16 protein-coding genes are annotated in these 23,435 nt (G+C 56.4%); 14 read left to right on the top strand and 2 right to left on the bottom strand.

Going from position 1 to position 23,435, the window contains the following annotated elements:
* Positions 1–179 precede the first annotated feature (179 nt).
* The 4 genes from ABID47_RS11255 (at position 180) to ABID47_RS11240 (ending at position 4,412) form a co-directional block, all read left to right on the top strand.
* A complete protein-coding gene (locus ABID47_RS11255; RefSeq protein WP_354496680.1) occupies positions 180–1,181 on the top strand; it encodes a ketoacyl-ACP synthase III in 1,002 nt (333 codons plus the stop codon).
* A gap of 265 nt (positions 1,182–1,446) precedes the next feature.
* Entirely contained in the window at positions 1,447–2,346 is a 900-nt protein-coding gene (locus ABID47_RS11250; protein WP_354496678.1) for a LysR family transcriptional regulator, read from the top strand.
* 158 nt (positions 2,347–2,504) lie between these two features.
* Positions 2,505–2,990: a DUF1572 family protein gene (locus ABID47_RS11245; protein WP_354496676.1), complete on the top strand. Its 486-nt coding sequence runs from the start codon at positions 2,505–2,507 to the stop codon at positions 2,988–2,990.
* 252 nt (positions 2,991–3,242) lie between these two features.
* Positions 3,243–4,412, top strand: a complete 1,170-nt coding sequence (locus ABID47_RS11240; RefSeq protein ID WP_354496674.1) for an MFS transporter — start codon at positions 3,243–3,245, stop codon at positions 4,410–4,412.
* A 303-nt stretch (positions 4,413–4,715) separates the two neighbouring features.
* On the opposite strand, the gene ABID47_RS11235 is transcribed toward ABID47_RS11240, so the two are convergent.
* Positions 4,716–7,442 (bottom strand): alpha-L-rhamnosidase, encoded by a 2,727-nt coding sequence (locus ABID47_RS11235; RefSeq protein ID WP_354496672.1) that lies wholly within the window; start codon positions 7,440–7,442, stop codon positions 4,716–4,718.
* Positions 7,443–7,964: 522 nt separating this feature from the next.
* Here ABID47_RS11235 and ABID47_RS11230 point away from each other — a divergent pair.
* From ABID47_RS11230 to ABID47_RS11185, 10 genes are all read left to right on the top strand, one after another.
* Entirely contained in the window at positions 7,965–8,837 is an 873-nt protein-coding gene (locus tag ABID47_RS11230; RefSeq protein WP_354496670.1) for an AraC family transcriptional regulator, read from the top strand.
* Positions 8,838–8,910: 73 nt separating this feature from the next.
* Complete coding sequence (locus ABID47_RS11225; RefSeq protein ID WP_354496668.1) at positions 8,911–9,843, top strand: AraC family transcriptional regulator; 933 nt, start codon at positions 8,911–8,913, stop codon at positions 9,841–9,843.
* Positions 9,844–9,936: 93 nt separating this feature from the next.
* Complete coding sequence (locus ABID47_RS11220; protein ID WP_354496667.1) at positions 9,937–11,823, top strand: class I mannose-6-phosphate isomerase; 1,887 nt, start codon at positions 9,937–9,939, stop codon at positions 11,821–11,823.
* Positions 11,824–11,864: 41 nt separating this feature from the next.
* Complete coding sequence (locus tag ABID47_RS11215; protein ID WP_354496665.1) at positions 11,865–12,791, top strand: ROK family protein; 927 nt, start codon at positions 11,865–11,867, stop codon at positions 12,789–12,791.
* Between the two features lie 72 nt (positions 12,792–12,863).
* Entirely contained in the window at positions 12,864–15,377 is a 2,514-nt protein-coding gene (locus ABID47_RS11210) for a glycoside hydrolase family 38 N-terminal domain-containing protein (RefSeq protein ID WP_354496663.1), read from the top strand.
* Positions 15,378–15,943: 566 nt separating this feature from the next.
* Complete coding sequence (locus ABID47_RS11205; protein WP_354496661.1) at positions 15,944–17,266, top strand: ABC transporter substrate-binding protein; 1,323 nt, start codon at positions 15,944–15,946, stop codon at positions 17,264–17,266.
* 113 nt (positions 17,267–17,379) lie between these two features.
* Positions 17,380–18,273, top strand: coding sequence for a carbohydrate ABC transporter permease (locus tag ABID47_RS11200; RefSeq protein ID WP_076169143.1), 894 nt, complete (start codon positions 17,380–17,382; stop codon positions 18,271–18,273).
* Positions 18,273–19,106: a carbohydrate ABC transporter permease gene (locus ABID47_RS11195; protein WP_076169145.1), complete on the top strand. Its 834-nt coding sequence runs from the start codon at positions 18,273–18,275 to the stop codon at positions 19,104–19,106. Before ABID47_RS11200 ends, ABID47_RS11195 begins: the two co-directional genes overlap by 1 nt.
* Positions 19,107–19,135: 29 nt before the next feature.
* Positions 19,136–20,944, top strand: coding sequence for a cache domain-containing sensor histidine kinase (locus ABID47_RS11190; RefSeq protein WP_354496658.1), 1,809 nt, complete (start codon positions 19,136–19,138; stop codon positions 20,942–20,944).
* Positions 20,945–20,974: 30 nt separating this feature from the next.
* On the top strand, positions 20,975–22,468 hold the full coding sequence (locus ABID47_RS11185) for a response regulator (RefSeq protein WP_354496656.1): 1,494 nt from the start codon (positions 20,975–20,977) through the stop codon (positions 22,466–22,468).
* 62 nt (positions 22,469–22,530) lie between these two features.
* Here ABID47_RS11185 and ABID47_RS11180 read toward each other — a convergent pair whose 3' ends face one another.
* Entirely contained in the window at positions 22,531–23,364 is an 834-nt protein-coding gene (locus ABID47_RS11180; protein ID WP_354496654.1) for an SDR family oxidoreductase, read from the bottom strand.
* Positions 23,365–23,435: the final 71 nt, after the last annotated feature.

Genomic DNA, 23,435 nt, shown 5'->3' with positions numbered 1-23,435 from the left:
TATCATTAAATATGACAACACACACACACCTATTGACCTCTCCCCAATTCACATCTATAATTAGTACCAGATACTAATACTTGATATCAAATAAATGGCCTTAGTTTTTATATTTCCTAATATACACCCATCCCTTACACCCTAAAGAACTCATATTTTACTAAAAGGAGCGATTGATCATGAACCTTACGGTTTCGACAGCCCGCATTACGGCTATTGGCAGCTATGTTCCGGAAAAAAAATTGACAAACGCGGATTTGGAGCAAATGGTGGATACGAGCGACGAGTGGATCGTTCAGCGGACCGGTATGCGGGAGCGGCGGATTGCCGGTGAGAACGAATACTCCTCCACAATGGCTTATAAGGCCGTGGAAGACTTGGTCAACCGCTACGGTCAGGACTTGACCGACGTGGACTGCATCATCGTGTCGACGACGACGCCGGATTACGCTTTTCCGAGCGTGGCCTGCCAAATTCAAGGGTACTTTCACATCCCCAGCACTGCGGCATTTGACCTGAACGCCACCTGCGCTGGCTTCACCTATGCGCTGCATATGGCCAACGGCCTGATTACATCCGGTCTGCACCGGAAGGTCCTGGTCGTCGCGGCCGAGACGCTGTCCCGCGTAACAGATTATACGGACCGGTCGACCTGCATCCTGTTCGGCGATGGAGCTGCGGCCGTTCTGGTCGAGAGGGACGAACAGCGTCCAAGCTTTATCGCGGCCCATCTGGGCACGAACGGCGAAGGCGGCATCCACGTCTATCGCACGAACCTTTCCACAACGATGAATGGTGAGGAGCTGTTAACGAGCGAGAAAATGGTCCAAAACGGACGGGAAGTCTACAAATGGGCAACGCGCACCGTGCCTCAGGGCGTAGAAACTTTGCTGGCGCAGGCGGGAATGACGGCCGGGGACGTGAATTGGTTCGTTCCGCACAGCGCCAATTTCCGCATGGTCGAATCCATCTGCGAAAAAGCCGGCATCCCTGTGGAGAAGACACTGACCAGCATGGAGTATTACGGCAACACGTCTTCGGTTTCGATTCCGCTGGCGCTTCAGCTCGGTCTGGACGAAGGCAAGCTGCAGAACGGAGACACGCTGCTGCTGTACGGATTCGGTGGCGGCTTGACCCATGCCGGACTGATCCTGAAATGGGATTTGGATGCCCGCGGCTGATCAGCGTCAAAGAGTGTGACGTAAAATGTTTAAAGGGCTTCCGACCATGTCGGAGGCCCTTTTTTCCATAAATTCTTTAATGCATGAACCTCTCACCTGCGACCTTTACGGCCAGCATTTTGCAAAGTACAATAAGAACAACTCATCGATCTGATGGATGCAACATTTCAACGCATTAAAAAAATCGATGATTAGGTCATAAACAGGTGTACAACTACAATTAATTGCAATTTGAATACAATCCAACGACAAAGGTGGGAAAAGGATGAATCTGCACGCGTTGCGCGTATTCGCGGAGGTGGCCAGTACGGGGAGCGTGACCCGGGCCGCCGGCAACCTGCTGCTCAGCCAGCCCGCAGCCACCGCCCAGCTGCGGAATCTGGAGCAGGAGCTCGGGATAAAGCTGGTTGCCTCCAAGGGGCGCTCCATCCAATTGACGCCAGCCGGCGAGCGGCTGGCCGCCCGGGCACGGCAGCTGTTTTCGCTGGAATACGAGATGGAGCGGGAGATGAACGCACTCAAAATCGGGCTCGAAGGCAGCCTCCGGATCTGCTCCACGGATCTGCCCGGCCGGACGGTGCTTCCCGCCTGGATCGTCCGCTTCAAGCAGCAGTATCCGAAGGTGCATGTCCAGTTGACCCGGGGCAGCTCCCGTATCGCAATGGAGCGGCTGCTCGACCACTCGGTGGACATCGCGCTCATCTGCGGCGAGGGTCCGAAGGATCCCGGCTTGGAGTATGTCACACTCTTGGAAGATGAGCTGATCTTCATCGCCCACCGGGACCACCCCTTAGCGGGTGCCGCCACTACGCTCCAGGAGCTGATGGCAACCGCCTTTATCCTCCGGGAAGAAGGCAGCTATACCCGCAGGAAGCTCTTCTCCCTGTGCGACGCCTACGAAGTGCCGAAACCGCGGACCGGGATCTGCATTGAAGGGATGCATGAAACGATTGAAGCCGTCAAATCGGGATACGGCGTTTCTTTTGTGCCCTCCCTTGCGGTAGCCCGGGAGCTCAAATCCGGCGAGCTTGCGGAGGTGCGCGTTCCCGGGGTGCGCGTCAAGGACCCGATACGGCTGTACACCCGGATTGGCGAAGAGCCTCTGGCGCCGGCGGCTAACTTTATGGCCATGATTGCTCCGCCGCTATCCCAGGTCGGATCGTAAATCATCAATTATTTTGATGATACCACTTGATATATATATTGGATTTATACTCAAAATCTCATTATGCTGAAAGCACAGCACGGTCATGAAACCGCTGTGGAGAAGGCATGGATGAGATTTTTGTTTTTCAGACCGATATCCCAAAGGAGGCACAACCGATGACATCAACACTGTTCACAACATATCAAAGCGCGGTCAAAACCCGCCTGGAAGAAATGAAACGCACGGCCGAAGCGGCCATCGGGCAGCTCGAGGATTCTGCCCTTGCTTGGGCCCCGGAACCCGGTTCCAACAGCATCACCGTGATCGTCAAGCACATGAGCGGGAATATGATTTCCCGATGGACCGATCCGTTTACCACCGACGGGGAGAAACCGGACCGAAACCGCGATGCGGAGTTCATTCATGAAGAGCTTGACCGAGCAGCCCTGCTGGATCGCTGGGAACATGGCTGGAGCCTGTTCCTGGGACAAATCGCCGCGCTCCGGGAAGAGCAGCTGCTGACGGAAATCAAGATCAAGGGCCGGTCCGTCACCGTCATCGAGGCCATTGAAAAAAGCCTGTTCCATAACGCATACCACATCGGCCAAATCATTTATATCGCCAAGCAGTACCGCAAGGATCAATGGGTCAGTTTGACGTAATCCGCGGGCAGTGTCTTTCAAAACAGGGGGCATGCCGGCATGCCCCCTGTTCCTTTCCATACCGCACGAATTAAAGTAACCCATTCACTAGGTGGGCATGCCCGAAACACTTACGGTTACAGCGGCACTTCCCGTGCTGTTTGGCATATTTTTATACCACCAAAGTTCATGACAATAATTGTCACTATTAACGATACAATGGCAGCAAGAACACCCTCTCTAAACCCACGAAGAAGGAAAGGAGAAGTAAATATGAAACTTACTGCGTTGTTTTTTCTGATCATGTTTATGATCGGGACAGATACCTTCCTCATCTCCCCGATGATTCCGACGCTTCAGGACCTGTACGGCGTCCCCACGGGAATGTCCGGCTGGATGATGGGCTCCTACACGCTTGGCGCCGCGGTCTTCGCCTTGATTGCCGGCCCGCTCTCGGACGGTTTGGATCGGAAAAAGGTCATGCTGCTCGGACTGCTGGGCTTTGCGGTGTCCACCGCGCTCTGCGGAATCGCCGCAGACTTCTGGATGATGTGCCTATTCCGGCTGCTCGCCGGGATCAGCGCAGCTTTTGCCGCACCGCAGGTGTGGGCGTCCATCCAAACGCTGCTGCCCGCAGAGAAAAAGGGCAAGGCGATGGGGCTTGCCTATGCGGGGCTCGCGGTATCCCAAGCGTTCGGGGTTCCGATCGGCAGCTGGCTGGCGGCAGAACGCTGGTCCCTCCCCTTTTTCGCTATCGGAGTCCTGTCCCTGCTGCTTGCCGGAACGGCCTTCTTCATCTTGCCTTCCATGAAGCCCCAACCGAATGCCGTTCCATCGCGGCAGGCCTTCTGGCACAGATACGCGCCGCTTCTCGGAAGCGGCAGGGCGAGAGGCGCCTTCCTGGCTTATTTCCTGATCCATCTGGGCAGCAATGCCGCGTTTGCGTTTTTGGGCAAATGGTCCGCGGAACGCTTTCACCTTCCCGTTGACCAGATCGGCACGATTATGATTTTCCTCGGCGTGGGCAATTTGGCCGGCAGTCTGGTCAGCGGATATGTCAACAACCTGTGGACGCCATCCAAGATCGTAGCCGCTGCGGTGCCGCTCCTGATGATCGGCTATGCCGCGCTCCCGCACCTGCCGTCTTTCATGGCCGCGTCGATCATGTATTTCGCCATCTTTTTCATCCTTGGCATTCTTTTCCCGATGATCATGGGCGTGCTGAACAGCCTGAATCCGTCGCTGCGGGGGACGATTTCAAGCACGGCTACGGCGACCATGAACGCCGCCACGACGGTCGGCGCCTCCCTTGCAGGCCTGCTGTACGCCGGATCGGGCGGGTATGCGGCCGTCGGCCTGTTCTCGGCCTGTTGCTTCGCCGCATCTCTGCTTATCTTCGGCACGAGCCGCGTGCTGGCGAGAGAGCCGGTGCCGCAGGCGTAAAAAGCTATCCACGCACATTCTAAGCAGCCGGTGCCGCAGGCGCAAAAAATCTATCGATGCACATTCTAAGCAGCCAGCCCCCTTTCAGCGGAAGTTTTTCTTGAGGCATAAGGAAGTCCTTGTCTCTGAAACTGTAATCCCCTATATCTAAAAAAAGCCCCGCCGACCCTGTCGGCGAGGCTTGCTTTCTTTTACAACGAACATCCTAACAGTGCGGGTAGGAACAGGGAGCACGGGCATAAACGAACCAATCCGGTTGTCCCAAGCTCAATGCTATAGATCACCCCATAGCACGCCTTAGCCTCACGCCCCGGACAATGCTGGGCTCGGCTGCTGGACGGTCACCCGGTATACGCCGGATCCCAGCTCCAGCTTCAGTGTGCCGTCGTCTTCCCTGGCGCTCAGCACGCCCGATGCCTGATCCGCCGGCTGCCCATTGACCTGCGTTGAAGCGATCGACGCGCCCGGCAGTTCGACCTCTGCGGTCGTGTTCGGCGGAATTTCGAACTCGTAGGACGCCAGTCGGCTGTCCCCGTCCCCGTCCACGTCCGCCAAGCTCCATTCGCTCCGGATCATGCCGTACATCGAATCCAGCGCTGCTTTGGCATAAGACAGCGCCGAATCGATCCGCGGACGAAGCCGGATCCGCTTGTACCCCGGTCCTTCAGCTTCATTCAGATCCAGCCCCGCCACGGCCCGGTACAGCCAGTCGCCGATGGCGCCGAAGGCGTAGTGGTTATACGAGTTCATGTCATCGCTCCAGAACGAGCCGTCCGGCTTGATACCGTCCCAATGCTCCCAGATCGTGGTCGCCCCCTGCTTGACCGAATACAGCCAGGACGGGTAATCCTCCTGCATCGCCAGCTTCACGGCCAGGTCGTGGTAGCCGTTCTCCGTCAGCACATGGCACAGGTACGGCGTACCGACGAATCCGGTGGTCAAATGGTGGTTCTGTTCCTTGACATACTCCGCGAGCGTAGCGGCCATCCGGCGCTGAACCTCCCCTTCGACCAGCCCGAACATCAGCGGAAGGATCATGGCGGTCTGCGTATGCGCGGCCAGCCTTCCGCCCGGCGTGACGAACTCGTTCAGGAACGCTTCGGCCACCTTTTCGTACAGCTGGCGGTAAACGGCGGCATCCTCGGTGCGCCCGAGAACTTCAGCGGTCTTTACGAATAGGGAAGTCGAATATGCATAGAAGCAGGTGGCGATCAAATCCCTTGGCGTCGCCCCGACGTAGCTGCCTTCCTTCGCGTCAAGCGCCAGCCAGTCGCCGAAATGAAACCCGGTATTCCACAAATATTCATTGTCCCCTTGGGCGCGGATATGGTCGACCCATGCCTTCATGCTGTCATATTGCTCCTCCAGAATCCGCTTGTCGCCATAACAAAGATAGATCGTCCACGGGCAAATGACGGCGGCATCTCCCCAAGCCGCGGACGAACAGGCATTATCGTCGAGAACCTGCGGTACGACATGCGGCACGCCGCCATCCTCCCGCTGGTCGGCCTTCAGGTCGTGCAGCCATTTGGAGAAAAACGGTGCCACGCCGAAATTAAACGCGGCGGTCCGGACAAACACCTGAGCGTCCCCGGTCCACCCCAGCCGCTCGTCACGCTGCGGGCAATCGGTCGGAATGTCCAGGAAGTTGCCGCGCTGGCCCCACTCGATGTTATGCTGCAGCTGGTTCAACAGCTCATGCGAGCATTCGAACCTCCCTGTCTGCGGCATATCGGTGTGCATGACACGGCCTGTAAAACTGTCCGGATTCAGCGGCTCGGCATCCGGCCAGCCCTCGACCTTTACATAACGGAAGCCCTGGAAGGAGAAATGGGGCTCATACGTTTCTTCACCGCCGCCTTTGCAGATATACGTTACGGATTGCTTTGCCTTGCGGAGATTGCCCGTGTAAAAATTCCCGCGGCTGTCCAGCACCTCTGCATGCTTCAGCGTAATCGCCGTGCCGGCCGGCAGGTTCAGGCGCATTTGCATGCGGCCCACCATGTTCTGCCCCATATCGAGTACGGTATCTCCTTCAGGCGTCCGCAGAACTGTAACCGGTTTCAATTCTTGAATGACCCGCACCGGTTCATTTTCCTGCATGACGAGGATGTCCTTGGCGTGATCCAGCTTTACCACACCTGCCCAGTCTGCATCATCAAACCCGGGCTGGCTCCAGCCGCCCTCCTCCAGCCGCGCATCATACGTTTCCCCGTGGTAAATTTCCGACATGCGCACCGGACCGGTCGACGCTTTCCATGAAGGATCGCTTCCGATGATTTCCGTGCTGCCATCCGCATATTCAAGATGCAGCTGAAGCAGCAGCGCCCGCTGATCCCCGAACAGGTTGCGATGGTTCTCCCAAGCCAGATTGCCCTTATACCATCCGTTGGCCAGCGCCGCGCCGATGGCATTGTCAGCCCGGGATCGGATCAGGTCGGTGACGTCATAGGCCTGAACCTGCAGACGGTGCCGGTAGCTGGTCCAGCCCGGTGTGAATGCCCAGTCACCCACCCGCTCGCCGTTCAGCTCCAGCTCATAGAAGCCAAGGCTCGTCGCGTATATTCGTGCCTTCCGGACGTCCTTGCTCACACGGAATGCTTTGCGAAGAATGAATTCTTCCTCCGCCTGGGGATCGATCATTCCCGGTTCGGGTGTAATCCAGTCTGCACTCCAGTCCGATATCCGCAGCAGTCCCATTTCAAAATAGGACGTGTCGCTCCATTCCGACTCCTGGCCCTGCTGATCCCACACTTTGACGCGCCAGCTGCAGTGTTGTCCGGACTGAAGCGCGGCACCCGCATATTCGACAAGCACCGATTGGTCCGAGTCCACGACGCCCGTGTCCCAAATCAGATGATCCCCGTCAAAATCCCCTTCCTCTCCCGCCACTTGAAGATGATAAGCCGACTGCAGCACATGCATCCGGCCGGATGTGAGCTGCCAGCTGAAGCGGGGACGCGTCGTGCCGAGCCCGAGCGGCTCACTGCGGTATTCGCAGGTCAATTTCGTAATGCCTAGCGTTGACATAGACTTCCCTCCCGTTTTTTTGCGTTGGATGCTAGCCAAGGTCTTTGGCCATGTGTTTCAACTACTGCTTCCATTTGTACCTTCAAAGAAGACAGACCGCGTTTAAAGGTATTTTTCCTTGCAATATCAGGAAGCTAGGCTCTGGTGTTTATTCTTTCTGATATTATAAGAAAAACGTCAATCGACGCACCTTCAAAGAAGACAGACCGCTTTTAAAGGTATTTTTTCTTGCAATATCAGGAAGCAAGGCTCTGGTGTTTATTCTTTCTGATATTATAAGAAAAACATCAATCGACGCACCTTCAAAGAAGACAGACCGCGTTTAAAGGTATTTTTTCTTGCAATATCAGGAAGCCTTGGCTCTGGTGTTTATTCTTTCTGATATTATAAAAAAGGCTGATCGGCGATACAGGCGGTGATTTGGACGAAAATATAGGCTGATCTGGACATATCGCCAACGATCACCTAGGATAGGAGCAAAGGTTGATTTTCCGAAAATCCACCATCGAGGGGGGAAGGCAAATGAGCATAAAACGAAGCCAGGCCTTGCTGCGGATGGACGCTTTTTTCGAGCCGGGGGTGCCCTTCTATGTCAACCGCGTATCCGAATCGTTCGATATGCTGGAACATTCGCACGAGTTTGTGGAGCTGACCTATGTCAGCGAAGGCTCGGGCGTCCACTATATCGGCGGAGAAGCCTGGCCGGCCGAGCAGGGCAGCCTGTTTCTCATCCCAATCGGACTCTCGCATGTATTCCGGCCAAAGACCCCGCGAAAGGACCGGCAGCTGGTCGTGTACAACTGCATCTTTCCGGCCGATTATCTCCGAGAGCTTGAAGCTGCTTTCCCGCGCGATCGGGAGGTATTCGCCGCCTTTCTGGAACCGGATATGCCGTGGCTGGAAATCAAAGATCAGAGCGGCGAGTATCACGCCTTGTTCCGTGAGCTGTACCGGGAATATGCCGGCCGAAGCCCCGGCTGGCTGCTGCTGCTGACTTCGCTGCTGGTCCGCGTGCTGACCGGCCTGTACAGGCACCGGCTGCAGCTGGATCCGCCTGCCGTCAGGCGCCAAGGCTCACTGACGATCGACGAATCGATCGCTTATATGGAGCGTCACTTCGCCTCCGATTTGCGGCTGGGCGAGCTGGCGGCGCAGGCCAGCCTCAGTCCGCGGCATTTCAGCCGGCTGTTTGTCCGCCAGACGGGAATGAGCTTCACCGCTTATTTGCAGGGCATCCGCATGGACGCCGCCTGCCGTATGCTGCTCGAAAGCGACGGCAGCGTAAGCGAAATCGCCGCCCGGGCCGGGTACAGCGATTTGAAGTTTTTTCACCGGCTGTTCAAGCAAAAGACCGGCCTCACGCCCAGGCAGTACCGGCAGCGGCGGAAGGGCTGAGCCGCCAAGCCGCCATCTTTATCGCTCGTGAATGCCGAACCGCACCCATCATTCCAAAGGAGAAACGCCTGCCATGACGATCCAATCCGTTTTCCGCCGGGCCAACCAAATCTGCAACCGCGAACTGACCCGGCTGGAGGAAGCCGGCCTGTCCATCGCCATTATGTACTGGGGGTTTATGCCCACGCACTATGACAATTCCATGCACCGCCACTCCTTCTTTGAAGCCTGTTACGTTGTGGACGGCGAAGGCGAATACATCGAACAAGGCAAAGAATACCCGCTGAAGAAAGGCACCGCTTTCCTATCCCTGCCCGGCGTCTGGCACCAGATCCAAAGCGAGACCGGTCTTACGCTCGTCTATGCCGCTTTTGAGGTGGATGAAAAGCATACCGGGAGCCCATACCTGGAGGCTTACCGGCACTTGGCCGAGCATGGGCAGCCGGTGGTGGATGGTGCGGACGAGCAGCCCGCCGGGCATTTGTGGGATGCGCTCATCTCTATGTTTCAGACTCCAAAACCGGCCCTCCAACCGGTACTCAGCCACGTCTCGATGTCGCTGATGCTGTCCATCCTCTCCCTGCACGGAACACAGCAGCAAGATACGCCGGAAGCCGGCTCGGATGTGGCAGCGGCCGAAGAGAACTCTCTCTTTCGGCAGGCCAAGCTGTTCATTGACGACAACCTGGGCGAAGAGCTGACACTCGCCATGGTTGCCGGGCACCTGCATATTTCGTCCCGCCATTTAACGAGGTTGTTTCAGGCCAACCTGAGCCAATCATTCGTCCACTATATTCAGGAACGCCGGGTGCGCCGGGCTTCCCAGCTGCTGCTTCAGAGCGACCTGCCCGTCAAGGACATCGCATCGCAGTGCGGCTTTCAGTCGGTCCATTATTTCACACGAATATTTACCCGCCGGCTCGGTGTATCCCCCGCAAAATTCAGACGTTCCCAGTTCACCGAAGGGCGTTCGGGCAAAGAACATTTCCCTCCGAACATGTCCTGATTGTACAAAAGCTGTTCTGGATCGTTTAAAGACGCTTCCTCTCCCTCGTCTTACAATGTTACACATAACGACAGACAAGAGGGAGGAAGCACCATGACTGCATCAGTACCCCCATCCTTTAATCCGTTACCCGTCAATTCCATTCCCGTTCACAGCCTCGAGGAACCTTCTCTTATTCTGGACGGCTTCTCCAAAGATTACGATTCCTTAATGGCCCGGCTGACCGCCATGTACAAAAATCACAGCGGCGAGGCTTTTGCCGTCGCGATCGATGCGGCGAACGGAGCCCAGTACGGCCGCTGGGTAAACCGGCTCCGCACTTACTGCGAGGAAGAGGACATTCCCTGGATCGAAATCGACACTGCCCGTTATATGAAGAAACCGGAAGATCTTCTGCGGCAGTTTCATCCCTATCTGACCGATAACCGCGCGTTTGGCAGAATCGCCGCCGACGTTTCGGAAGATGGCTATTTTCAGGAAGGAGCCGGGAAAAAGTGGCTCCAGGACGTTCAGCAGAAGCTGAGAATCTGCAGCGAAGCGGTCAAAGCCGGCGAAACTCCGATTCCGATGGTCGTGACCGCCGGTCCCGGGGCGCTCTTCCTCTGCCCCTCCCCGAATGTTTCCGTCTACTGCGACCTGTCCAGGGAGTATCAGCAGAAGCTCCACCGGATGGGCATGGGCAGTCTCGGCCTAGGCGAAAGCGCCGATCCGGTTGAGACATACAAACAGGCCCTGTTCCTGGAATGGCCCGTGTGGGAGAACTATCGGAATCGGCATCTGTATGATTTCGATGTGTATATCGATATGAATCAGCCGGAATCGCCGGCCTGGGCTACCCTCCCGGCGCTCAGGGAACTGCTCGCTGCCGCCGCCCGCCGCCCGTTTCGGGTCAAGCCGTTCTTCGCGCCGGGCATATGGGGCGGGCAGTATCTGAAGGAGCTGTGCGGACTGCCTGAAGATTGGCGCAACTGCGCTTGGGCATTCGAGCCGATCGCCCCCGAGAATACGCTGTTGATCGAAGCAAACGGCTGCGTCATCGAAGTGCCGTTTCCTCTCCTGCTAACCACTCACCCGGAGGAAATCATGGGAGGACGCAACGTGGAGCTGTTCGGGGATTATTTTCCGATCCGCTTCGATTACCTGGATACGATCGACGGCGACAACCTGTCGCTGCAGGTCCATCCGCAGCAGGCATATATCGAGCGGACGTTCAACGAAACGATGACGCAGCAGGAATCCTATTACATTATGGAGCAAAAACCGGGGTCCTCCCCCATCGTCGCCTTGGGCTTCCAGGAGGGAATTGGCGGGAGCGACCTGCTTCAAGCGGTGGATCAGGCCCATGAGACGCGGCAGCCGCTCGACATCGGGCAGTATGTCAACGTATGGGAATCCCGCAAAGGGGATCTTTTTCTGATCCCGCCGGGCGCCGTCCATTTTTCCGGCAGGGACAATCTCGTGCTCGAAATATCGTCCACCACCTGGTGGTTTACCTTTAAAATTTACGATCATCTCCGCCTTGACCAGGACGGCCTGCCCCGTCCGATCAACCGGGACCATGCGGAGCAGAACATGATCGATGCTTTCGACACCACGTATGTCCGGGAGCATCTGATCGCACAGCAGAAGATCAGCCGCGTGCAGGGAAACAGCACCGAGGAGCTGCTCGGCGAGCGGGACGACCTGCTGTTCCAGGTCAAGCGGCTGCGTCTGGACGGACCGTGGGAGGATCATACCGAAGGTGGTTTTGTCATGTACAACCTGGTCGAGGGGCAGCGCGTCCGTCTGATTCCGGAACGCGACGAGGAAGCCGCCGTGGAATGGGGGTATTCAGAAGCCTACATCGTTCCCGCCTCGATCGGCGGCTACCGGCTCGAGCCGGTTGGTCCCGGGCCCTGCACCTTGATCCGCGCCCAGGTTTCGCCGGGCTGGAATACGCCGCTCCTTCCGCACCACTGGAAGCCCGGTGAGCGGGCATGAGCGGAACCCCCGGCCAAACGCCGGCTGGGACGGTCGTCACATTGGCCATCGATGCCGGCGGAACCTTCATGAAAGGCGGCGTGCTGGAGAACGGGATCCTTCTGCCCGAGCCGTATCTGGAGCAGCCTTCACGCTCGGAAGCGGATGCCGAAAGCTTCACCGCCCATTTCGCCAGCCTGATCATCCGGCTTGCCGGAGCATACATGAAGGGAAGCGGCACCCCGGAGCACGATGTGACGTTTCGCATCGGGACGGCCTTCCCGGGCCCCTTCGATTATGAACGCGGCATCAGCCGCATCCGGGGGCTTGGCAAATATGAGCAGCTGTACGGCCTGCCCGTAGGTGAGCTGCTCAAGAAGGAGCTTCGCCGCCGCGCCGGGCTGCCGGGCAGCGACCCATGGATGCGGTCGCTCGCGGATGCGGACATTGCCTTCGGCAACGATGCCGCCCTGTTCGGCATGGGCGCCGCCAAGCGCTACCCCGGCGAGCGGCTGCTCTGCCTGACCTTGGGCACCGGTCTCGGCTCGGTCTTCATGGACCGGGGCCGGACGGTCAGCGGTTCGGACGGCGTGCCCGAGAGCGGCATGCTGTATGCCGAGACGTTCGAGGGCGCGCCGGTCGACGGCCAGTTCGGCAGGCGCGGCGTTATGGCCCTGGCGGACGCGCTCCAGGCCCGGCGGGAAGGCGATGATGTCATCGACCTCGCAGCCGCGGCCGCCAGGGGCGAGTCCGCCGCCCTCCGGGTCTGGCGGACCTACGGCGAGCGGCTCGGACGGATGCTGCGCCCGTATGCCGCCAGCTTTAGGCCGGACCGCCTGATCCTGGGCGGCCAGATCGCCAAAAGCCTGCCGCTCTTCGGTGCTTCCCTTACGGACGCGCTGCTGCCGGTACGGCTGCCCGTGCTGTATGAAGACGATCTGCTGCGGCTGGTCTTTTACGGAGCCGACATGCTTTTTGTTTTTGACTAATACGGAGCCTTTTTCCCTTAATCGGCTTTCGCTGGAAGGCCCATACAACTCTCCCCTTAAGGAGGATATACGATGACATTAGAACAACAGTTAAAACAGGCCGACGCGCCGCTGCCCACCCGCAAGTGGACGATTTACGCCATTCACCATTCCCACACCGATCTCGGCTATACGGATCGTCAAGAGAAGATCGAGCAGTACCATGTCGATTTCATCCGCCAGGCGCTGCGCATCGCCAATGCCGCTCATGCAGGCGCCAAACCCGAGTGGAAGGGCTTCCGCTGGACCTGCGAAACGTTCTGGGCGGTGGAACAGTTTCTGAAGGCGGCCTCGCCCGAGGAGCAAAAGTCGTTTGCCGAAGCCGTCCTCCGCGGCGACCTCGAGCTGTCCGGCACCTATCTGAACATGACGGAGCTGCCGGACGAACAGCTGCTCAGCAGCCTTCACAGCAAAGCCCAAGCCTACGCCGCCTCCATCGGCAGCCGCGTGGACAGCGCCATGACCGCAGATATCAACGGATACGGCTGGGGGTATGCCGACAGCCTGCTGAACCATGATATCGAGCATTTGTTCAGCTGTATCCATACGCATCACGGCATGTACGCCCTTGGCCGCAAGCAGGCTCCTTTCTGGTGGGAAACGCGCGACGGCCGCCGCCTTCTCGTCTGGAACGGAGAGCATTATATGATTGGCAACGAGCTGGGCCTGTGCCCCGGAGCGCTCGGCAAATACATGATCCGCGACGAGTTCAATCACCAGCTCGTGGAACCGGAAGCGATCCATGACGGCATCGCCACGGTCCGCATCCGCCGGTACTTGGCGCAGCTGGAAGCCGAGCAGTACCCGTATGCGTTCGTCCCCGTCATGCTCTCGGGACTCGGCACCGACAACGGCGCGCCGAACAGCCGGATCATCGAATGGATCCAGGCCTGGAACGAGCAGCACGGCGACCTGATTACGATCGAAATGACCAGCCTGAGCGGCTTTTTTGCCCGCCTGAAGCAGGAAAATCTGGCCGAACTGCCCGTCCACCGGGGAGACTGGCCGGACTGGTGGACGGACGGCGTCAGCTCTACACCGATGCATACCCAGGTCTTCCGGGATGCCCAGCGGACGCTCCGCAAGGCGGTCAAGCTGGACCCTGAAGCAAGCGTACTCCGCCGGGCCGAGATCGATGAGACAGAGGAAGCGCTGGCGCTGTATGCCGAGCATACGTGGGGCTACCATTCCTCCATTTATGAACCGTGGCATAAAAATGTCCAGCTGCTGGAGGTCCGCAAGCTGGCGCATGCCGCTGAGGCAAGCCGCCTGGCCTACCGCGCCTTGGACAAGGTGCTGCTGCAGCAGGGCAGCGCCACGCTGTACCCGGATCGGCCGTACCGGTTCCGGGTCAGCAATCTGGCCGGGCGCGAAGTGACGGAGCTCGTCACGCTCCAGCTGGACGGCTGGGAGCCCGGCGCCCTGCGCGAAGGCGTCGAAGTCGTGCGGGAGGGAACCGGCGAAGTGCTGCCGCAGCAGTCCGTCCATCCGCACACCATCGTCACCGAGCTCAAGCTGCAGGCACAGGAAACCTGTTTCCTGCTTCTGCGCCCGCTGGCTCAGGGACGGCAGCAGGGCACGACGACGACCAACACCCGCCTGATCGGAGCAGACCAGGTGTACGACATGGACGACATGTTCCAGGGGGCTTCCGGCTCTGCCGGCCATCCGCCGATCCGCATGACCCGGAACGGCCTGGAATCCCCGTTCGTCCGTCTGTCCTGGTCCGACAGCGGCATCCATTCCTGGTTCAACAAGGAACTGGACACCGAAATGCTGCGCAGCTGCAATCCGTATGGGGCGTTCACCCCAATCTATGAAGTTACCCGGCCGGCGGATGAGACGGATGCCTCCCAGGTATGGAGCACCCGGGCCCGGATGGGCCGCAACCGCAAGGGGCTGCACGCCGAGCGCTCCGCCGGGCGCATTACATCGGTGCGCACCGTGGAGAACGGACCGCTTTATGCCACGGTAGAAATCACGTACCAGTTGAACGGCTTGTCCTACTTCGCTTTGTTCCTGCGGGTCCATGCCAACCGGAACCGGGTCGACGTGTCGGCGCGCTTCCATAAAGACAGCGTCTGGAGCCCGGAGAACGTCTACCTCTCGCTTCCTTTTACAAGCGGGAACACCTTGCGGGATACGCTGTATGCGGATAAACCGGGAGGCTTGGTGCGTCCGTGGAAGGACCAGATTCCGGGGACCTGCCTCGATTATGCCTGCGTACAGGAAGGCATCGCCTGGCAGGATGACCGAAGCTCGCTGCTCTTGGCTTCGCCGGATACGCCGCTCATGCAATGGGGCCCGCTGGAGTACGGCACAAGACGCCTCCACACCCAGCAAGCGGAGGACGAGAAGCCGGAGTCGTACGCCTGGCTGATGACCAACTATTGGGAGACCAATTTTAAAGCGACGCTCGGCGGCTTTTACGAATTTCAATATCATGTCAGTTCGGAGCCGGCGCTGCCGGAGGATGAGCTTGCGGCAGCCCTCCGGGCGCTGCATGCGCCTTTTGTCGTGTGCCGGATGCGCCCGGAAGGCGTGTAAGCGGCCAACAAGGCGCAATATTTGAAGGACGTCCATCGACATACTTTCATCGAAGACAGACGCATATAGCGAAAGTTTTTCTTTCTATATAAGAAAGATCACTCTCCGAAGCTTATACATTCTTATATATACAAAAAGGGGCCGTCCCTCATGGGACGGCTCCTTTCTTGTTTGTTCTTCCGCTCATGCCAAAACGAACACACCGATCCGGCGGAACTGCGGCGAGCCAGCGCTGCAACTTCGCCTTCCTCTTCGCTCTTTAGGTCTGCACCATCCCCTTCTTCCCTTTCTCTATGCACTTTAGATCGTCACGAACAACCCTCCTTCTCCCCCACACCTATTACAGCAAAATAATGCTATTCCCCGCCATTTCTATTTAGCAGCATTTTCTTCTTTCTCCTCCAAACTTTAATTTGTTATTATTTTGTTATATTAATAACACTAATTTTTATTGTGATTAGTATAATAGAAGACAATAAATAACAAATGAGTACATTTAAAAAACGCATTCAAAAAGCTATAATAGCAATGCAAACGCTAACATATTCGAAATGGGGAGAGTAGAAATGAAAAAGAAATCTGTTACGTTGTTAGGATTTGTTATGATCCTGATGCTTTCCATGTCCCTGTCCGCTTGCGGATCAAGCGGCGGCAGTGATGATTCGGCCGGCAGCGGAGGAGGCACGGACACAACCGGCACTTCGTCCGGCGGATCTGCCGGAAGCGGAACCGAGCTGTCGGGCAAAATCACCTTTTTAACCAACCGCACCGACATGATCGGCAAAGAGTATGACGATTATGTAAAGCGCTTTAACGAGAAATACCCGAATATCAAAGTGGAATTCGAGGGTTCGCAAACCGATTATAACCAGCAGGCCAAAGTGAGAATGGCCGGCGATGAGCTTCCGGACGTCATGTTTATCCCGACGATTCCGAACTCCGACTTGCCGAAGTATTTTGCTCCGCTTGACGATCTCGGGCTGGATGACAAGATTACGTTTAAAGACTTCAGATCTTATGAAGGCAAAGTATACGGAATCACAACAGGCAACTCCACTTCCGGTATCGTGTACAACAAAAAAGCGTTCGCCGATGCAGGCATTACGGAAATCCCGAAAACTTGGGACGAATTCCTGGCAGCTTGTGAAAAGCTGAAGCAAAAAGGCATCGTTCCGCTGGCTTCCAACTTCAAAGATAAATGGCCGTTGAACAACTGGGTGTATGACCTGCCCCGGTTGATCGAGAACAATGCGGACTTCCCGAACGCGAAGCTGAACACGGACACGCCGTTCACGATGGACAACGGTTACGGCAAGGCGTTCAGCCTGATCCGTGAACTGAATGAAAAAGGCTACCTGGAGAAGGACATCAACTCCACCAACTGGGAGCAGTCCAAGAAGGATGTGGCCTCCGGCAAGTTCGCCATGTACTTCCTTGGCAACTGGGTCATCAATCAAGTCGTCGGAGCCGGAACGACTTCGGACAACATCGGCTTCTTCCCGCTGCCGTATGACAACTCCGGCACGCTGCGCGCCGCCCTTAGCCCTGACTTCTTCTATGCAGTATCCAAAAACAGCAAAAACGTTGATGCTGCCAAAGCTTTCGTAAAATGGATGATCGAAGATTCCGGTTACGAAGATTTCGCCGGATTCATCCCGCCGCTGAAAGACAAAGAGTCCAAGCTGGCCCAGCTTAAAGAATTCCAGGCTACCGGCGTGGAGCTTCAGGAAGGCACACCGGACGACGCGACGGTTACCGACATCCTGAATAAAGCCCAGATCGATTTGCCGGCCATGGTTCAGGAATTCGTCCTTGCCAAGGATCCGCAAAGCGTCCTGGATAAATGGAACAAGGCGTGGGCCAAAGCCAAGAAAGACCTCGGCAAATAACGCCTGCTTACAGAAATAGCCCGGCAAAGTGGATTATCCGCCTTAGGAGGTAATCCGCTTTGCTGTCGGCTTGCATCCAAAACGCCTAAAAGCTTGCAGAAAGAAGGTATAGCATGTTCGGAACGCTCTCGTACCGCAAACAGAAGACGATCATTATCGTCTCTTTTTTACTGATTCCTTTAATTCTACTAGCCACCTTCACCTACTACCCGGCGATCAAGCTTATCTATTACAGCTTTACGAACTGGGACGGCTACAGCCCGGAGAAGCCTTGGGTCGGCCTGGACAATTACCGGGAAGTGTTCTCCAATTCGGATATTTTCAAAGTGTTTGAGCACAACTTCGCTTATTTTGCGATGGGGATCGTCCAGAATATTATCGCCATTTATTTTGCTGTCGTCCTGAACAGCCGGCTGCGCGGCCGGAACGTGTTCCGGATTCTGCTGTTTCTGCCTTACATTATGAACGGCGTGGCGGTCGCTTTTATGTTCGGATACGTGTTTGACACGACCAACGGCTCGCTGAACCTGTTCCTCTCCAGCCTTGGACTGAAGCATCTTGGCGAAACGAGCTGGCTTGGCACGGAAGGGCTTGTCAACTATGCGCTGGCCTCTACCGGTCTGTGGCGCTTCATGGGCTACAACATGGTCATTTACATCGCTTCCCTTCAGGCTATTCCGAAGGATATTTACGAAGCGGCGAAAATCGACGGTGCCGGCTCTTTGCAGACCCTGTGGAAAATCACGCTGCCGAACATGAAGCCGGTCATTCAGCTGAACCTGTTCCTGACCGTGACGGGCGCGCTCGAAGTGTTCGACCTTCCGTTTGTGCTGACCAAAGGCGGACCTGCGGGAGCGAGCCAGACCTATGTGCAGCGCGTCGTGGAAACGGCCTTCGCCTACAACAACTATGGATTGGCCTCGGCGATGAGCGTCATCTTATTGTTCTTTGTGGTCATCGTACTGGCCGTTCAGCAGCTTGTGCTCAGCAGAGGAGGAAATAAATAATGCACTCGTCCAAATTCCGGATCCAGGACCTGATTAAGTACTTGACCCTGCTCATCGGGGTATTCGTCGTCCTGTTCCCTCCCTATGTCGTCATCATCAACGCATTCAAATCGAGGGATGAATTTAACAGCAGCAGCTCAATGTCGCTGCCTCATAACTTTTTGAATTTCGAAAATTTCAAGGTCGTGTTCGAGCGCGGCGGCCTGCTCAGCGGGTTCGGCAACATTCTGATCATTATCGTCGTCTCGCTCGCGCTGAACATTTTGTTCGGCACGATGGTCGCCTATGTCCTTGGCCGGTTCGATTTCAAACTGAAACCGATCGTGTTCGGGGCGTACCTTGTCGCTACCATCATCCCGAGCATCACGACACAGGTTGCCACATTCGGCATTATCAAAAGCCTAGGGCTGTACAACACGATGGGTGCCCCGATCGTCTTGTACATCGGAGCCGACGTCATCCAGATCATTCTATACCTGCAGTTCATTCGCAACATCCCTTATGACCTGGATGAAAACGCCATGGTGGAAGGCGCATCCCTGTTCAAAATTTACCGTTCGATCATTTTTCCGCTGCTGACACCAGCCACGGCGACGCTCATTATCCTGAAAACGATCAGCATTTATAACGATATGTACATTCCATATTTATACATGCCGAAGCAGAGCCTCGGCGTCGTAACCACTGTATTGATGCGGTTCCAGGGCGTCAACACGGCCGATTGGAACCTCATCTGCGCCGCGATTCTGGTCATCCTTTTGCCTACGGTCATATTGTACTTTTTCCTGCAGCGTTATATCTTTGAAGGAGTAACCAGCGGAGCGGTTAAATAAGACAAGCATCAGGGAGTGGACTATCGGTTATGAGTACTGCAATCGGCCGCATCATACGCAGGGGATGGCTCTTTCTGGCCAATCTGTCATTGGAGAAAAAGCTGATTCTCGTATTTGTCTTTCTGTTATCGCTGCCCATCACTTATGTCAGCTACCTGTCGGCAAGGTCCACGTTCAATTCCGTGCTGCAGAACGCCACCAACAACGCGGGACAGATGGCCGACAACGCCTCCGATACGATCGACCGGTACGTGGACGACCTGAAGCGCTACACGGCGCTTCCCCTGTATAACAAGGATGTGCAGTACTATCTCGGACAGGAACACACCGACTGGTACAAGAACGAGAGCATGGGCATGTTTCTCAGCTATCTGAGCCATACCAAAAAAGACGTCGTGGCCGTCTACCTCGTTGACCGGTACGATAATATTTTTTATGACAAGAACGGGAACATCAACGATCTGTCGGCCGAAAATCAGCTTCCCGGCTGGAAGAAGCTCTTAAGCGAGGCGGGCGGAGCCCGTCCGATCCTGGAAGGCCGCCACCCGATCACGGTCAACGGCAGCAGTACGATGGATGTCATCAGCGTGCTGCGGACCATTAACTCGGCCAGCTCGCTCCAATATCTCGGCATCATCGTCCTGGATATCGATATCCGCCTGTTTCAAGGCATCGTCGAGCCAATGGATCGGGTGACCCAGGGCAGCTCGCTCATTATGGATGAGCAAGGACAGCTGGTGTACGCTAGCGGCAGTGCGAATTCGGTTCAGGATCGGCTGACCGCACTGATGGCGGCGGCCAAGGGTCAAAAGGAAGGCCATTTTGAATCGACGATACACGGAACCCGTTACCTGACCGTCTACTACACGTCGGATCAGACCGGATGGACGACGTCCGTCACGATTCCGCTGTCCAAAATATTGTACAAGGTGCAGCAGAACAGCCGGGCGCTGATGGTTACGACCTTAATCCTGCTGGCGATCGCCCTGTTCGTCGCAACCTTCTTCTCTCACGCCTTGACCAAACCGCTGAAATCCATGGTTCGGCTGATGCGCAAAGTTCAGCACGGCAACCTCGACGTCTGGATATCGCCAAAATATAATGATGAGATCGGCATGCTGGGCAGCCATTTCAACCGGATGATTCTACGGGTCAAGGACCTGCTCACCGAAATCAAGCTGACCGAAAAACGCAAGCAGACCGCCGACATGAGGGCGCTGCAGAGCCAGATCAACCCTCATTTTATTTACAATACGCTCGAGTCCATCCGGATGCTGGCCGAGAGCAACGACGATCCGCGCGTCGCCAAGCTGACCTACCTGCTGGGAAACCAAATGAGATATTCCATCGTCCGCAGCGGGGACCCGGTGACCATCCGGCAGGAGCTGGAGCATGTCCGCAACTACTTCGACCTGCTGGCCATCCGCTTCCCGGACAAATTCCGGCTCATCATGGATGTGCCTGAGCCCTACCTTGGCCTGTCGGTGCTCAAGCTGGTGTTCCAGCCGATTGTGGAAAACTCGGTCTTTCATGGGCTGGAGCGCAAGCCCGGACTCGGCACGATCACCATCACCGCTTCGCGCGAACAGGACCACGTCGTCTTCGTGATCGGCGATGATGGAGTCGGCATGGATGCGGATACCGTCCAGCAGCTGAACCGCAGCCTGAAGCACGGCGACTCGGGCGGTGCATTCGGCATCGGGCTGCATAATGTGGCCGAGCGGGTACGTCTCCATTACGGCGGCTCCTGCGGTCTTGAAGTGGAGAGTGAGCCCGGGCACGGAACCCGGGTCATTGTGCGCATTAAGGAAGAACTCCCCGACGAAGACCAAGAGTAAACATCATTACAGCAAAGGCGGGAGAGAAATATGCTTCGAATTGTGATTGTGGACGATGAAGTTCTGATTCGCGAAGGCCTGTCGCGCATGATCGAAAAGGAAAGCAGCCTCTTCCGTGTGGTCGGGCAGTTTCCGGACGGCAAGGATGTACTGGACAGCCTTCCCGGCCTGGAGGTCGACGTGGTCATTACCGATATCCGGATGCCGATTGTGGACGGTCTGGACCTGATCAAGCAGCTGAAGGCTGCCCGCCCGCACGTCCGTTCCATCCTGATGAGCGGTTTCACCGAATTTAACTATGCCAGGGAAGCGATCCGCGCTTCCGCGGTCGACTACCTGCTCAAGCCGATCAACAAAGAGCAGCTGTTTGAGCTGTTGTACCAATTGGACGAGGAGCATCAGTCTTTGCTCGAGAAAGAAGCCTTGAGCCGCAAGCGGCTGCTTCATTCCTGTTTTCTGAGCGAGTCTCCCCTTCCCTATCTTTCCGAAGATACCGGGCTGCCCCTGTCCTGTTATGCCACGTTCGTTCAGAAGGGCGGATCGCTGGAAGCCGCAGCCGGGCGGATCCAACAGCATCCGGAGCTCGTCTGTGACTGGATCTCGGTCCAGGAGCGCATGCTCGCCTGGGTCTTTTATTTTCCGGAAGCTCCAGGGCAGGAACAATTGGACCGGATCGCCCGTCTGCTGGGCGGCGCGGAGGAACAAAGCGAAGAGGAAACGGCGGTTCATATCGGATTCAGCCGCATCCACAACGACGCTGCCGAACTCAGAGTCTCCTATGAGGAAGCCATGCAAGCCTGTGATCTGGGCCTATATTCAGATTCGGCCCCATATTATGCCGCCGGTTATGCCGGGGAAGCTTCCGGGGACATCGTCGATGCGGAGGATGCCGTCCGCGGCATGAACCTTGCCGAGCAGCTGCAGCTCCTCCATATTCCAGCCGTGCTGGAATGTGTCCGTCAGTGCTTTGGGCGGCTGAAAGAGCAGCGTGCAGGTACCGGGACGATCGTCCGTGTCTGCCGTCAGCTGGAGGATATGGCAAGCCGGGAAGTGCAGGAGTACAGGGAGATTCGGGGCAAAGAAGCCCGCGCCCGGCTGGAGACGCAGCTGCGAGCCTGCATGAGCTTCTCCGACATGGAAGATTGTTTTGTGGAAGCGTTCAGGTCGGCACTGGAAAAAGTGTACGGATTGCGCAGCGAGATGGGCGGTAAAGCCGTAGAGATCGTCAAGCGCTGGATCGCCGAGCATTACAGTGAGCATGCCGAGCTGAACACACTGGCGGCCATGGTGTATCTGACACCGAGCTACCTCAGCAAGCTGTTCAAGCAGGAGACCGGTCTGACGCTGACCGAGTACATCACCGACGTGCGTCTAAAAAACGCCAAACGCCTTTTGCGAACCGAGACGAACATGAAGGTGCACCAAATCGGAGCGGAAGTAGGATATGCGGATCCCGCTTACTTTAATAAGCTGTTTAAGAAAGTGGTCGGCGTCACGCCGAATGAATATAAAAAGTGGAAATAGCCGCCAATAAACAAGCGCCCTGAATGATCAGGACGCTTGTTTTTAATATGTTCATACGGAAATCAGTTGAAGTCGGTTGAAAAAGCGAGATCCTTTTGCTGTTCCAATTCCGCCAGCCGCTCGGTAAGAGCTTTGTGAATCGTCGAATATGCGTCGCTGCCCAGCACGATTCTTTTAGGTGCCGGATTCTGGTCTACACTGTTAATCATCGCAGCAGCCATTTTGGCAGGGTCCCCTAGCGAGGGTGCCTTGGCTTCTTCGATAATCCGCCGCGCATGGATGGCCGGGGAGGCCTCATAAGCATCTATCTTTGGTGCCAGCGTGGAGCTTTGATACCGGAAGTTCGTCCTTGCACTGCCCGGCTCCACAATAGTGACGCCTATATTAAAAGGGGCAACTTCAGCCATGACCGATTCGGCAAACCCCTCAATTCCCCATTTGCTCGCATGATACAAAGAACTTCCCGGGAAAGCGGTCTGGCCGCCTACGGTCGACAGCTGGAGGATCCGCCCATAGCCTTGTTTTCGCAAGTGTGGAAGAGCCGCACGCACCACCTGGATGGATCCGATCAGGTTCGTTTCAAGCTGATGGCGTATCTGCTCATCTGTCAATTCCTCTGCCGCGCCGAAAAGGCCGTACCCCGCGTTGTTGACCACGACGTCGATGCTGCCGAGATCATGAAAAGCGTTGTCCACAACCCGGTGTATGGCGGGCGTATCGGTGACATCCAGCTTGGAAACCCATAATAGGTCGCCATATTTTGCTTGCAAATCATTCACGGCCTCCATATTGCGGACCGTTCCCGCGACCCGTTCCCCGCGTTTCAAAAGCTGCTCCGTCATTTGACGTCCAAAGCCGCTGCTAATGCCGGTAATCAGCCAAGTACGATCATTCATTGTCGAATCCTCTCCCACTCTCTTAGTATGCGCCATTAGTATTTATAACTAACTGGTTAGTTATAAATTAC

Origin of the sequence: Paenibacillus favisporus, from assembly GCF_040545415.1 — a bacterium.
Lineage (GTDB): Bacteria > Bacillota > Bacilli > Paenibacillales > Paenibacillaceae > Paenibacillus_AQ > Paenibacillus_AQ favisporus.
This window is presented reverse-complemented; position numbering and strand designations above follow the sequence as displayed.

What these genes read in the sequence shown, in the direction of transcription:
- ABID47_RS11205 (WP_354496661.1), top strand. Translation starts at nt 15,944, where the DNA reads ATGAAAAAGAAATCTGTTACGTTGTTAGGATTTGTTATGATCCTGATG.
- ABID47_RS11190 (WP_354496658.1), top strand. Translation starts at nt 19,136, where the DNA reads ATGAGTACTGCAATCGGCCGCATCATACGCAGGGGATGGCTCTTTCTG.
- ABID47_RS11185 (WP_354496656.1), top strand. Translation starts at nt 20,975, where the DNA reads ATGCTTCGAATTGTGATTGTGGACGATGAAGTTCTGATTCGCGAAGGC.
- ABID47_RS11210 (WP_354496663.1), top strand. Translation starts at nt 12,864, where the DNA reads ATGACATTAGAACAACAGTTAAAACAGGCCGACGCGCCGCTGCCCACC.
- ABID47_RS11195 (WP_076169145.1), top strand. Translation starts at nt 18,273, where the DNA reads ATGCACTCGTCCAAATTCCGGATCCAGGACCTGATTAAGTACTTGACC.
- ABID47_RS11245 (WP_354496676.1), top strand. Translation starts at nt 2,505, where the DNA reads ATGACATCAACACTGTTCACAACATATCAAAGCGCGGTCAAAACCCGC.
- ABID47_RS11220 (WP_354496667.1), top strand. Translation starts at nt 9,937, where the DNA reads ATGACTGCATCAGTACCCCCATCCTTTAATCCGTTACCCGTCAATTCC.
- ABID47_RS11225 (WP_354496668.1), top strand. Translation starts at nt 8,911, where the DNA reads ATGACGATCCAATCCGTTTTCCGCCGGGCCAACCAAATCTGCAACCGC.
- ABID47_RS11250 (WP_354496678.1), top strand. Translation starts at nt 1,447, where the DNA reads ATGAATCTGCACGCGTTGCGCGTATTCGCGGAGGTGGCCAGTACGGGG.
- ABID47_RS11180 (WP_354496654.1), bottom strand. Translation starts at nt 23,364, where the DNA reads ATGAATGATCGTACTTGGCTGATTACCGGCATTAGCAGCGGCTTTGGA.
- ABID47_RS11235 (WP_354496672.1), bottom strand. Translation starts at nt 7,442, where the DNA reads ATGTCAACGCTAGGCATTACGAAATTGACCTGCGAATACCGCAGTGAG.
- ABID47_RS11240 (WP_354496674.1), top strand. Translation starts at nt 3,243, where the DNA reads ATGAAACTTACTGCGTTGTTTTTTCTGATCATGTTTATGATCGGGACA.
- ABID47_RS11230 (WP_354496670.1), top strand. Translation starts at nt 7,965, where the DNA reads ATGAGCATAAAACGAAGCCAGGCCTTGCTGCGGATGGACGCTTTTTTC.
- ABID47_RS11200 (WP_076169143.1), top strand. Translation starts at nt 17,380, where the DNA reads ATGTTCGGAACGCTCTCGTACCGCAAACAGAAGACGATCATTATCGTC.
- ABID47_RS11255 (WP_354496680.1), top strand. Translation starts at nt 180, where the DNA reads ATGAACCTTACGGTTTCGACAGCCCGCATTACGGCTATTGGCAGCTAT.